The sequence below is a fragment of the Paraburkholderia sp. BL17N1 genome (assembly GCF_003634175.1).
Classification (GTDB): Bacteria; Pseudomonadota; Gammaproteobacteria; order Burkholderiales; family Burkholderiaceae; genus Paraburkholderia.
In genome coordinates this window covers 3862685-3874986 of record NZ_RBIW01000001.1, presented here as the reverse complement: position 1 = coordinate 3874986, position 12302 = coordinate 3862685, and the positions used below count along the sequence as shown (strand labels likewise).

Genomic DNA, 12302 nt, shown 5'->3' with positions numbered 1-12302 from the left:
ATGAAACGGCAACGACTGACACGCGAGCAGAGCAAGGACCAGACGCGCGAGCGTCTGCTCGACGCTGCGCAAGCAATTTTTATGAAGAAAGGGTTTGTCGCGGCGAGTGTCGAAGACATCGCGGCGGCGGCGGGCTATACGCGTGGCGCGTTCTATTCGAACTTCGGCAGCAAGAGCGAGTTGTTTCTCGAACTATTGCGGCGCGATCACGAGGTCATGCAGGCAGGGCTGCAGGCCATCTTCGCGAACGCGGCATCGCGTGAGGAAATGGAAGAGCGCGTGCTGCGCTACTACAGCAACCTGCATCGCGAGAACAAGTGTTTCCTGCTGTGGGCGGAGGCGAAGCTGCTCGCGGTGCGCGACGGCCGGTTCCGGATTCGCTTTAACGCGTTCATGCACGACAAGCTCGAGCAACTGGGCGCGTATATTCGCGAGTTTTCGGCGCGGGTCGGCACGCCAATGCTGATGCCGCCGGAGACGCTGGCGATCGGCTTGATGAGCTTGTGCGACGGCTTGCAGTTCTTCTACACGGTCGACCCGCAGAACGTGCCGGCGGAGAGAGTTGAAGCGGTGCTGGCGGGATTTTTCGCGCGCGTGGTGTTCGGGCGCGACGCGTAAGCGCGTTGAAGCGCGCGATCAGTTGGTCGGCAATTGCGCGCAGGTGTCCGCCACCGGCGTGGCGCATACATACGAATACTGACCGCTGTAGCGCAGCACTTCTTCGCCTACGTGCAGCACCACCTTGATGTCCGGGCAACGCTCATAAGCGATGAAAGCCGAGCAGGCCGCGGCGGACCAGCAGACCAGCGAGAACGCGATTTTTTCGAGAAGCTGAAAACGGTGTGTCATGGCGGCTTGATTGCAATTGATTTCCATTCGGACGCTATGGTACCAGAATACTAGGGTTTATACCTAGTCGAAGTCCGCAATAAAGCTCTCAATCAAAGCGCGTTATGAGCCTGCAGGCGTGACGCAAGCGTCTCGGAAACCTGTCCGGATTGTCATGTTCAGGTCAGGGTTGGGACATGATCGGGTCGATACAATCGGAACGTTGGGCAAGCCCGCGCGCGCCTTGCCGCGCGGGTCGACACAGGCGCGAGGCGTGCGCCGGCCCGGCTTTACCGAGGCAGGAGTCGTCCCATGAACCAATTGCAGTCGATGCGCGTATTCGTCAAAGTGGCCGACCTCGGCAGTTTCGTCGGCGCGGCCGGCGCGCTGGATCTTTCCACGGCGGTCGTCACGCGCCACGTCGCCGATCTGGAAGCGCGTCTCGGCACGCGCCTGCTCAATCGCACCACGCGCCGGCTGTCGCTGACCGAGTCCGGCACGACCTATCTGGAGCGCGTGCGTCACATTCTCGACGACCTGGAAGGCGTGGAGCAGATGGTGGTGGCGCGCAATCACGAGCCGGTCGGCACCTTGCGCATCGTCGCGCCGGTGGTGTTCGGGCTGCACAGCCTCGCCCCCGTGGTGCAGTCTTATGCCGCGCGTTATCCGGATGTCGTTCCCGACGTCACGCTCGCGGATCGGCATGTCGATCTGGTGGAAGAGGGCTTCGACGTCGGCATTTTCGTGGCGCGGCACATGCGCAGCGCGAGCATCGTCACGCGACGGCTCACGACCGGCTATCTGACGGTGTGCGCGACGCCCGCTTATCTGGCGCAGCACGGCACGCCGACGCGGCCCGAGCATCTGCTCTCGCATCCTTGTCTGAGCCGGCCGTCCGAGCAGGGCGGCGAGGAGCGTGTGTTCACCGGACCGGATGGCGAAGTCCGCCTGCGCCCGCCGAATGCGATCGTCGCGAACAATACGGAGATGCTCAGGCAGTTCGCGCTGCTGGGCATGGGCGTGGCGATCCTGCCGAGCTATCTGATTGGCCGCGACCTCGCGTCCGGACGGCTGCTGCCGCTGCTACGCGAATACCGTTTGCCGCAGATCGAAGTCTCGATCGCCTATCCGAGCCGGCTGCATTTGCCGGCGAAGGTGCGCACCTTCATCGATCACCTCGTCGAGTATTTCCAGCAGCCGGGGCAGCAGACACGTGATCCGCGTGCTGTGACGCCAGTGCGTTCCGCGAACGGGGTGACGGACGTTGCAGCGGATATCGACGACCTGTCGGTGCCGGAATTGACTGCCGACGCAGCGCGCCCTTTGCACAAGACTGCGCGCTCGCGAATCGCGGCTTCATCGCCGTTTTGACGACGTTTTGACGCCGGGCGCGGCAGGCGTCGGCTTTTGACGCACGGCGTCAGTTGGGATGGCGGGCTAGCCGGCATGCCTGTCGGCGCTGTGTGCTGCGTCTCGCTTCGCAGCGCCGCCCTGAAACCGCGCTAACGCTTCAAATCCACACGTCGTTTGCCGCCGTCCGTTCGCTGACTTCCTCGCCGGTATTCTTCACGCCGCGCGGCTCGATCAGCAGCAGCTTCACTTCGTGCTCGGCGTACGGCTTGTGCTCGATGCCCTTCGGCACCACGAACATTTCCCCCGCCGAAATCAGCACGGAACCATCGCGCATGTCGATGCGCAATTGCCCTTCGAGCACGATGAACGTCTCGTCGGTGTCGGCGTGCTCGTGCCAGATGAAATCCCCTTCGATTTTTACCAGCTTGAACTGATAGTCGTTCATTTCGGCGACCACGCGTGCTTGCCACTGGTCGTTGAAGAGCCGCAATTTTTCCGCGAAATTGATGGCCTGATACGGCCGTTGAGTGACCTGTGCGTCGGACATGCAGTGCTTCTCCTGAGCGGTTATGTCAGGCAGGAGCGTACGGCGCCGCAGGTGGCCGGGTCTTGAACGTTTGTGCGCACGGGCTGTGCGTCGAGAACACCTTCGCTCAGCGCGCTCCGGCTCCCGACGATCCGAGCATCTTCAGCCATTGCGCCGGTGCGACGCCCCAAGTGTGCTTGAAGTGCCGCGTCATGTGACTCTGATCGGCGAAGCCGCTTGCCGCCGAGGCGTCGGCGAGCGACATGCCCGCGAGCACCCGTTGCCGCACGAGATCGAGTCGCCGCATGGTCAGATAGCGGTGCGGACTGGTGCCGAACAGTGCGCGAAAGTCCCGCGACAAACTCCAGCGGTCGCGGCCCGCCGCAGCCGCGAGTTCGTCGAGCGTGACGGCGTGATCGAGCGAGGCCAGCAGGTAGTCGCGCGCAAGCGTTGCCGCGCGGTAATCGACCGGACGCGGTGTATCCGGCGCGCCTGCCACCGTGTCGAGTGCGACCGCAAGATCGTAGAGCGCGCTGTCCTGTTCGAGCGGATCGATGGCGCTGTCCATCGCGCGCAGCAGGCTTTCGGTGGCGGCGAACAGGCGCGGATCGTTCGACAGCCCGCCTTCCAGGAACGGCAGCGGCTTGCCGCCGAGCGCCTGCTGGAACAGCGCCGGATCGACATAGATCATGCGGTAGTGGAAGCCGTCGCCGGTGCCGGCCTGGCCGTCGTGCGGTTCGTCGGGATGCAGCACCATCGTGCCGCCCGGCAAGCTGTTGCGGGTGCTGCCGCGATAGCGAAAGCTCTGCACGCCGGACAGCGTGCGGCCGATCGCATACGTATCGTGGCGATGCATTGCGTAGCCGGCCTGGTGAAAGAACGCCTCGATCCGCTCGATGCCGCTCGCGCCGGCCGTTTGCGGCGAGCGATAAATCCAGTCGGAACCGCGGCCGTTGCGCGTAGACGAAAGCGGCAGGGAACGCGCCGGCGATGAAGCCGGTTCCTCGCTCATCCGCCGAGCCCCGGGCCGTAATTGCCGCTGATGTAGCGCGTCACGGAGGCCACGTCAGCATAATCCTGTTCCGGCAGGCCGTCGAGCATCGACAGCACTTCGTTGCTCGCACCAGCTTCGCGCGCGGCGTCGACCAGCGCGTCCTTGTACGTGGGAAATTGGACTTCGCTCAGAAGATCGGTGATCTGCAGGTCAATCGATTCGCCGGGAATAGCCGATGCGGTCATGCAAACGCTCCTGTTGATACGGTTGGACGTGACGAGGACGTGAGTGTTGCCGCTGAACGAAACGCCAGAGGCCGCGCTAATTGCAGTATGCCGCATGAGAAAAAGTGCCCGGCCACGCACGCCGTCGTCACCGCTGACGGGTCGCGACGTCTCACGCATGCACCCGGCGCGCGCTTCCGTCCATGCTGGCGTCAGGTCTGCAAATGCTCGTTCTGTCCCGTGAAGCTTCGATCGAGATGCCGTGACTTGGGCAGCGCGATATGTTGCCACTGTTGCGGACGATTATTGTCCGTGGCGGCAACATCCGGCGCCGCCGGGGCGACGGGTGCTGCGTTGGCGCGTTCGGCAAGACTATTGGCGTTCGTGCTGTCCGGTGCGGTGTGAACCGGCGCGGCGAAACACGAGGCTGACAGCGTCACCATGGTCAACAGCGTCGAGGTTTTCATCCCGACCTCCTAAGCTCATGCGGCGCTGACAGTGGAGCAAATGCTGTGCCGCAAGCGCTGTGCCGTCCCCGCGTCGAAAGGACGGCGCATGCTCTGCGCGGCGTGGCCGAGGTGTACGGTCGGCGGCTACCGCGCATCTTTCCATCTTACGCGCGCAAATTCTGCACCGCGCGCACGTTTGCGGCAAAACGGTATTGTGATTTCAGATGATGGCAGAAACGCGGCAAGAACGCAGCAGCGCCCTCGCGAACGGCCGTGCGGCGCGAATGTTGCGATGCGGCAGGCGCCATGGACGAGGCTCTAGCGCAGCACGTCGAAGCGCGTCCACGGCCACGAAGGTCGGTCGCGCATGTAGCCGTTGAGCCAGTTCCACTGCGGATGCCGCTTCATGAACGCCTGCGCGTCGAACGGCCGCCCGCACGGGTGGCCCCAGCGCGCGCTGAACGCCATCTCGCGCGCCATTTCACTGTCGACCACTTTGCCGTCGTTGGCGCCCCATGGATTGAACGGCCCGTGATCGGTGCCGCCGAAGCGCGCGTCGTCCAGTTCCAGATGCCCGCAGATGGTGCGCGAGCATGGGTTGTCGTTGCGGTCGAGATAGACGTCGTGATGATCGGCGATCATCTCCTTGGCCAGTTCCACATCGATCTTGCCGCGATGCATTTCCTCGAGCTGCATGAAGCGCAGGCGCCGTGCGCCGTTCTTGCGCACGTCCGTATAGTCTTCGCCTTCGCCGACGCATTCCTGGTTGCGGATCTTCAGGTCGGTCGCGGTGTTGTAGCCGCTGTAGAAACCGTCCTTGGTGCTCTCGAAACCGGAGAAGTGCAGGCCCAGTTCGTAGCGCGCGATCTCGCCGGTCTTGGCGTCGCCCAGCAGCCAGCTGTTCGCATAGCCGCCGTTATTGGCGATCGCGAACATTTCGCACCATTCGCCGATGCTGTTCGCGTACTGCGACGCGCGCCGCGAGCGATAGAACTCGGGCGCGCCCGCCGCGTTGTAGCCGGCGAAGTTGGAGATGGTGGTTTCCGTCACCATCAGCCCCGCAGCGGTGACCCAGAAATCCGTCAGACTCGAAATGCAGCCGGGCAGCCCTTGCATCAGGATGCGGTTGCCCTCGTCGGGCACGATGTCGAAGATCACGTTGAACGCGTCGCCGGCGGCATAGCGGTCCCACGAGTTGTGTGCCATCACGATGCGGCCGTCGCGCGTTGCCCGGCCGGTGGCAATGAATGCGCTGCAGTGGTGCCCGCGCCGTCCGCGCCAGGGCTTCACGCCAAGGTTCGGCTGCTTCTGCGAAGCGTGGGTCGGCCACCAGCTTTGCAGCAGATCCATGTAGCCGTTCCATGCCAGCACTTCGGCGAACGGCAGCTTCGCGCCGTCGGCGATGCCCTGGATTTCGTCGGCGAATTCGGTGTCGAGTTTGTTGGCGAACTGGGAGACCGCGGCGTTGACGAAGGTGTCGAAATCTTCGCCGGTGTCCCATTTCGCGAGATAGCGGGCGGTGTGGATCGCGTTGCGGATTTCGCTGGCGAGCAACTGGCCGTGCTGCTCGCCGCGATCGTACGGCTCGCCTTCGATATGCAGGAAAATCCAGCCCGCCTGGTCGCGGCGCACGGCATCGAGGGACGGTTCGCTCATCTTCGCTCCGATCGAAGGACGGGCGTCTCGGCTCGCCCGTTCTGGCGTAACGCGCGCTGCCGGCGTTCGCCGCAGCGGTCTGTCCATTGTAGAGAATTTGCCGCGCTTTGCACGGGCCCCAAAGAGACCGCGAGCGCGGCCTTCAGGCGGATCGCGCGCGGTGTCTAACGCGTCGGATTCATGCGGAAATACGCGTCGAGCAGCGAGCTTTTGTAGACCACGCCGGCGAGCGTGGGATGCGCGGCGCTTTCGATCACCGGCAGGCGTTCACCCTGAAACGCGAGGAAGTGCTGCAACGCTACGCCGAGCGGCATGTCCGGCGTCAGCACGTCGAAATGCGGCTGCAAATAGTTCGCCGCGGTCTTCGCGGACGTGTCGCTGCCGTCGAGCAGATCGGAGGTGATGTCCTTCAGAGCGACCACGCCTAGAAACGCGCCGGACTCGTTCGCCACGTAGAGATACTTCACTGGATATTCGAGGAATACGCGTGTCATGTCGTGCACGGTGGCGTTGGGCGGCACGACGGTTTCGGCGGGGCGGATCAGCTCGCGCATCTGCGTGGCGCGCAGTCGCGAGCGCTCCTGTTCCTCGTGATTGCGGCGCAGCGTGATTTCGTACATGGAGTTCTTGCCGATCGCGCGCGACACGAAATAGGCGACCACGCACGAGAGCATCAGCGGCAGCACGACCTGATAGCTGAGCGTCATCTCGAAGATCATCAGGATCGCCATCAGCGGCGCCTGGGTCGCGCCCGCCAGAAACGCGCCCATGCCGACCATCGCGTACGCGAACGGCGCCGACGTGCCGTGCGGCCACAGCGCGTGCATGCCCTGGCCGAACAGCGAGCCGACTACCGCGCCGACGAACAGCGTCGGCGTGAACACCCCGCCGACCGCGCCCGAACCCGCCGTAGCCGCCGTGGCGACGACCTTGAACACCAGCACGAGGACGAGCGCGGTCCACGTCCACGGCGAATGCAGGATCGCGTTGACGACGCTGTAGCCGTTGCCCCACACCTCGGGCGTCCAGACCGACAGAATGCCGACCACCAGGCCGCCGAGCGCGAGCCTCACGGGCAGCGGCACCGGCAGTTTGCGAAAGCTTTGCTTCGACAGGTCGAGGAGCCGCAGAAACTGCGGCGCGGCCGCGCCGCACAGCGCGCCGAGCGCGACGAACAGCAGCACCTCAAGGCCGGCCACCGGCGGAAACACCGGCATTTCGTACGGCGGCTTGTAGCCGGCGAATTCACGCATCGTGATGTTGGCGACCACCGCCGACACCACCACGGGCCCGAAGCTTTCCATCGCGATCGAGCCGAGCACGATCTCGGTGACGAAAAATGCGCCCGCGATCGGCGCGCTGTACGCGGAGGTGATCCCGGCCGCCGCGCCGCAGGCCACCAGCAGGCGCAGCCGCGGCGGATCGAAATGCACCCAGCGTCCGATCAGCGAACCGGCGAGCGCCGCCAGTTGCACCATCGGACCTTCGCGGCCGATCGACCCGCCGCTCGAAATCGTGAACAGCGACGACACGCTGCGCCACAAGCTCAGTTTGACCGGCACCACGCCGTCGCCGATCGCGACCGCCTCCATGTAATCGATGTGATTGCATTTGTCCTCGTAACGCCGCGCGATCAACAGAAAGAAGCCGGCGATCAGGCCGCCTGCCGCGGGCAGCCAGATCCGCACGGTCCACGGCAAGCCGCGCGCCATTTCGACGAAACTGCCGGACTTGCCGACTATCGCGAATTGCAGCAGCGCGATGCCCTCGCGAAAGCCGATGGTCGCGAAGGCGCCCGCCACGCCGACCACGACCGACCAGATCAGCATGGTGTGAGCGTCGGAAAGGCGGAACAGATCTTGGGCGCGGGTGCGCAGCTTCAGCAGGAATGAAAGCACGTCGACGGTACAGGGCGTGAAAGTGGGTTGGACAGCGCGCACGGTAACAGCATCGCGCCCGCTTTGGACGGCGGGCGCGCAACGTTGAGCGAATGAGTGAATAAGGCGCGGCTCAAGTCGCCGCCTTGTCGAGTTCCGGGTAGTGCCGGAAGATGCAGGCCTCATTGTGTTCGATGCGCCGCTCGGACTGCAGATAGGCGGCGATGTTCGGCCGCCCGATCACCGCGTCGTGCAAGGCGGCGAGCCGCGGGTAGTGCTCGCCGAATCGCTTGAGCGCGCGGGGAAACGCGTACAGCAGGCCGTCGATCAACTGGAACATCGACAGGTCGACGTAAGTGAGCGCGTCGCCCACCATGAACTGATCGCCGGCCGGATTCTGTTTGAGCACGCGCTCGAAGTACGACATGAACTTCGGAATACGGTTGTCGATGAAGTCATGCGCGCGCGCCTTGGCGGCGTCTTTCTGGTCTTCGTAGTACAGCGCGCTGGCGAGCGGGTGATGCGTGTCGTGCGCCTCGGTGACCATGTCCGCGATGGTCAGTTGCAGGCCGTTGGCCACATAGCGCAAGCTCTCCACCGAGGGCGCGAGGTTCAGCCGCGGGCCGAGATAGAACAGGATGTTGGCCGTCTGCGCGATCACCAGGTCGCCGTCTTTCAGAAACGGCGGCGCGAACGGCGGATAAGGCTCGTCCTTGCTCTTCATCACCGACATCATCGCCTTGGTGCCGAGACCGTCAGACGGTTCGCCGCGCGCCACTTCCACGTAGTCGGCGCCGGCTTCTTCCAGCGCGAGCCGCACGAATTCTCCGCGGCCTTGCAGGCCGTCCCAATAGTAAAGTTCCAGGCTCATCGATCGATCCTCATTCCGGTTGCATTGACACTGACGCGAAGACGGGGCGCGAAGCGAAGCGCGGAAGCGGCCCACCTTGGCATGCTGCATGAGCTGACAACGTTGGCAGCCAGTATGCCGCGTGAGCGGACAGATTGGGTCTCCAGAATGCGCAAAACCCCGCACGCGGCGGGGTGGGTTCGAAGGCGAGGGCGGCTTAGCCGAACAGGTGCTGGACAGTCCATGTAATTCCGAGTCCGCCGGCAATCAGCCACACATACAGGATCAAGCCGGTGGTCAGCGCGCGGGGCCCGGCCTGACGGATCTGCGCAATTCGCGTTTCGATGCCGAGCGCGGTCATGGCCATGGTCAGCGCGAAGGTGTCCAGCGTGTTGAGTGTGCTGGTCGCGGCTTCCGGCAGCACATGCAGCGAGTTGATCACGACGAAGGCGAGAAAGCCGAGCGCGAACCAGGGAATCGCCAGCTTGCGCGGCGCGTTGCCGTGGGTGCCGTCCTGCGCGCCGGCCGCGGCCGAATCGCGCCGCGCCGAGCGGTTCACCCACATGCCGACCACCAGCAGCACCGGCACCAGCAACATCACGCGGGTCATCTTCACGATGGTGGCAATGTGCGCCGCTTCCGGGCTCACGTTGCTGGCCGCGCCGACCACCTGCGCCACTTCATGGATCGTACCGCCGAAAAACAGGCCCGCGCCGACCGTGTCCAGATGCAGCCAGCCTGCCTTGAACAGAATCGGGTAGAGGAACATCGAGAGCGTGCCGAACAGCACCACGCTGCCTACCGCCATCGCGCTTTTATGCGGCTTCGATTGCAGCGTCGATTCGAAGGCGAGCACGGCGGCGGCGCCGCAGATCGCGCTGCCCGCGGCGGTCAGCAAGGCCGTGTCGCGGTCGAGCTTCATGATTTTCATGCCGGCCCACGTGCCGATCACGAGCGTGCTGACCACGATCAGAACAGATTCCGCGAGGCCGGGCACGCCGACCTGAGCGATTTCCTGGAGGCTCACGCGCAGCCCGAAGAAGGCCACCGCGATCCGCAACAACTTGCGCGCCGAGAAATTGACGCCGGCCGCCCAACTGGCGGGCATGCCATCGCGCAAGGCGTTGCCGTAAATGGCGCCGGCCACGATGCCGACAATCAGCGGACTCAAGCCCAAGCCGGCAATAGCGGGAATCGCGGCGATGCGCGTGACGGCCGCGGCGAAAAGCGCGACGAACAGAATGCCGTTGAGCTGACCGCGGGTGGAAAACCCGGCGGGCGTCGCGCTGGAGGCGGTGAGATGAGCGGTGGACATGAAGCAGCCCTTTTCTGTGACTGACGAAGATTCGATGGGGCTAATCCTAAATTAGATATATCGATATGAAAAATCATGATTTAGAATGTAAGGTATCGCCTCAGCCGATACTTCGCCCTCCATGACCCCCGATCAACTTATAACTTTCGCTGCCGTCGCTGAGCATCGCAACATTAGCCGGGCGGCTGTGGCGCTGCATTTGTCGCAGCCCGCCGTGTCCGGCCAGTTGCGGCAGTTGCAGGACGAATTCGGCGAGCCGCTGTATCAGCGCGACGGCCGCGGCGTGCGTCTCACGCCCGCGGGCGAACAGCTCGCCAGCTACGCCACGCGGCTGCGCGACACCTGGCGGCAGGCGCATGCGTACCGTGATGCCTTGCGCGGCCTCGAGCAGGGCACCTTGCGGATCGGTGCGAGCACCACGCCAGCCAGCTACCTGCTGCCGTATCTGATCGCCGACTTCCATCGCCGCTATCCGGACGTCACGCTGCATACGGCGGACGGCAATACCACGGAGATCGTCGCTGCGCTCGATTCGGTGGACATCGCGATGATCGAGGGGCCGGTCGGCGTGGATCTGCCGCCGGACACCGCGGTGCACTCGTGGCGCGAAGACGAGATCGTCGCGATCATGCCGCGCGCCCATCCGTTGGCGCAGTTGGCGCAGTTGGCGGAGTCGGCGCAGTCGGGCAGAGGCGGCCCGGCCGGGCTGGCGGCTTTCGGCAACTATCCGCTGGTGTTGCGCGAGGCGGGCTCGGGCGTGCGGCAGATCGTCGAGCGCGCGTTCGCGCGGGCCGGTGTGCCCATGCGCGTCGCGTTGGAGATCGCCGGTGTCGAAGGCGTGAAGGAAGCGGTGCGCGCAGGCATGGGCATTGGTTTCGTGTCGGCCATGTCGATGCGGCACGAAGACCACGCGCTGTGTCTGCTGTCGCTCAGTCCGGAGCCGCTCACGCGGCGCCTGTCGATTCTGGTGCCGCATGCGAGCGCGCCGTCGCGGGTGGTGGAGCAGTTTCTCGCGCTGTGTCTAGCGGAACAGCGTTGAGTCTTTGGCGCGGCTGCCGGCACGTCGATCTCATACCATGCCAACCCGCGCCTGGGGATTTCCACTATGGTGTATGACGGCGCCTTCGGCGCACTATTCGGGCATCGGAAGCGCCTCGGCGCTTTTTTTCGAAGTGTGTTTGGAACCGGTTCCAAATGCCGATCGCGAGACAGATTTGAGTAAATTCGACATGGCTGATGCAGTGGACGTGGTGATCGTCGCAAGCGCGTTCGGAATGGACGCGGTCCGTACGGACGGTCATCTGAAGTGGGCGCAAGCGAGCAAACAGGCCGGCGCGGCGGGTTTCGAAGTGCGCCGCGAACTGTTCGCTGACGAAACAGACGCCGCGCCGCACAAGCTGCGCGCGCTCGGCGAGCAGATCGCCGAGTTGGGCCTGTGGTGCGTGTACTCCACGCCGGCTTCGCTGTACACGGCGCAGGGCAAGCTCGACGCCGAAGCATTGCGCCTCTCGACGGAAGAAGCGCGCGCGCTCGGCGCGCGCTTCGTGAAGTTGCAACTCGGCGGGTTCGCCACCGACGCCAATGCTGCGGTGATCGCCGATCACATGCGCTGCGCGGAGTTGCGCCTCGTCGTCGAAAACGGGCAGTTGGCCGAGGGCGGTTCGCTCGCGCAATTCACCGGCCTGTTCGCCGCGCTGGCGCGCGAAGGCCACGCCGACGTGCTCGGCATGACTTTCGACATCGGCAACTGGGCCTGGCGCGAGGTGATGCCGCTCGACGCCGCCGCGCCGCTGGCGGCGCATGTGGACTACATCCATGGCAAGACGACGGTGGGTGAGGGCGCACGACGCTTCCCCGCGGCCCCGGCCGCGGACGACGCCCAGTTCGCCGCCGTGCTCGACAAGCTGCCGCGTCATGTGCCGCGCGGCATCGAGTTTCCGTTCGATACGAGCCGTACCGAAGCAGACGCGGCGCATTACGTCGCATGGCTGGCCGCCGCGTGAGCGGCATGTGGAACCTGAGAGAAGCAGCGACACCGGGAAAAGCACGCGGCAAAAGGCACGCGGCAAATGGGTCGTGGCAGAGGAAAGCAGCAAGCGGTGTGCGCAAAGCGGTACGCCCAAACGGCACGCAGCAAATCCGACGCTGCAAACCGTGAGCGATAAACACCCACGCAAACACGCAAACACGCGAAACACGCGAAACACGCAGCAAAAAGGATCACGCAGGA

The 12302-nt window shown here is 64.5% G+C and carries 13 protein-coding genes; 4 read left to right on the top strand and 9 right to left on the bottom strand.

Features of this window, described 5'->3' with window-relative positions; translation table 11 throughout:
• Nucleotides 1–618 carry a TetR/AcrR family transcriptional regulator gene (locus B0G82_RS17510; RefSeq protein WP_116117168.1) on the top strand — a complete coding sequence of 206 codons (618 nt, stop codon included), beginning with the start codon at nt 1–3 and terminating at the stop codon, nt 616–618.
• A gap of 18 nt (nt 619–636) precedes the next feature.
• On the opposite strand, the gene B0G82_RS17505 is transcribed toward B0G82_RS17510, so the two are convergent.
• Complete coding sequence (locus B0G82_RS17505; RefSeq protein ID WP_116148503.1) at nt 637–849, bottom strand: hypothetical protein; 213 nt, start codon at nt 847–849, stop codon at nt 637–639.
• Between the two features lie 291 nt (nt 850–1140).
• Between B0G82_RS17505 and B0G82_RS17500 the strand changes: the two genes are divergently transcribed.
• The gene (locus B0G82_RS17500) at nt 1141–2199 is read left to right on the top strand and encodes a LysR family transcriptional regulator (RefSeq protein WP_121308158.1); all 1059 of its coding nucleotides are present in this window, start codon (nt 1141–1143) and stop codon (nt 2197–2199) included.
• Nucleotides 2200–2338: 139 nt separating this feature from the next.
• Here the strand turns inward: B0G82_RS17500 and B0G82_RS17495 are convergent, their stop codons facing one another.
• From B0G82_RS17495 to B0G82_RS17460, 8 genes are all read right to left on the bottom strand, one after another.
• Nucleotides 2339–2728 (bottom strand): cupin domain-containing protein, encoded by a 390-nt coding sequence (locus B0G82_RS17495; protein ID WP_121308156.1) that lies wholly within the window; start codon nt 2726–2728, stop codon nt 2339–2341.
• Between the two features lie 106 nt (nt 2729–2834).
• Entirely contained in the window at nt 2835–3719 is an 885-nt protein-coding gene (locus B0G82_RS17490) for an AraC family transcriptional regulator (protein ID WP_121308154.1), read from the bottom strand.
• Nucleotides 3716–3946 carry a DUF2795 domain-containing protein gene (locus B0G82_RS17485; RefSeq protein ID WP_106284269.1) on the bottom strand — a complete coding sequence of 77 codons (231 nt, stop codon included), beginning with the start codon at nt 3944–3946 and terminating at the stop codon, nt 3716–3718. The genes B0G82_RS17490 and B0G82_RS17485 overlap by 4 nt, the downstream gene beginning before the upstream one ends.
• Nucleotides 3947–4137: 191 nt before the next feature.
• Nucleotides 4138–4392 carry a hypothetical protein gene (locus B0G82_RS17480; protein ID WP_106284270.1) on the bottom strand — a complete coding sequence of 85 codons (255 nt, stop codon included), beginning with the start codon at nt 4390–4392 and terminating at the stop codon, nt 4138–4140.
• A gap of 300 nt (nt 4393–4692) precedes the next feature.
• Nucleotides 4693–6030 (bottom strand): C45 family peptidase, encoded by a 1338-nt coding sequence (locus B0G82_RS17475; RefSeq protein WP_121308152.1) that lies wholly within the window; start codon nt 6028–6030, stop codon nt 4693–4695.
• A 164-nt stretch (nt 6031–6194) separates the two neighbouring features.
• On the bottom strand, nt 6195–7928 hold the full coding sequence (locus B0G82_RS17470; protein ID WP_121308742.1) for a ClcB-like voltage-gated chloride channel protein: 1734 nt from the start codon (nt 7926–7928) through the stop codon (nt 6195–6197).
• 112 nt (nt 7929–8040) lie between these two features.
• Nucleotides 8041–8778, bottom strand: a complete 738-nt coding sequence (locus tag B0G82_RS17465) for a glutathione S-transferase (protein ID WP_121308151.1) — start codon at nt 8776–8778, stop codon at nt 8041–8043.
• A 196-nt stretch (nt 8779–8974) separates the two neighbouring features.
• Nucleotides 8975–10072, bottom strand: a complete 1098-nt coding sequence (locus B0G82_RS17460; RefSeq protein WP_121308149.1) for a YeiH family protein — start codon at nt 10070–10072, stop codon at nt 8975–8977.
• Nucleotides 10073–10193: 121 nt separating this feature from the next.
• On the opposite strand from B0G82_RS17460, the gene B0G82_RS17455 reads away from it, so the two are divergent.
• On the top strand, nt 10194–11111 hold the full coding sequence (locus B0G82_RS17455; RefSeq protein WP_121308147.1) for a LysR family transcriptional regulator: 918 nt from the start codon (nt 10194–10196) through the stop codon (nt 11109–11111).
• Between the two features lie 190 nt (nt 11112–11301).
• Entirely contained in the window at nt 11302–12075 is a 774-nt protein-coding gene (locus B0G82_RS17450; protein WP_121308741.1) for a TIM barrel protein, read from the top strand.
• Nucleotides 12076–12302 lie beyond the last annotated feature (227 nt).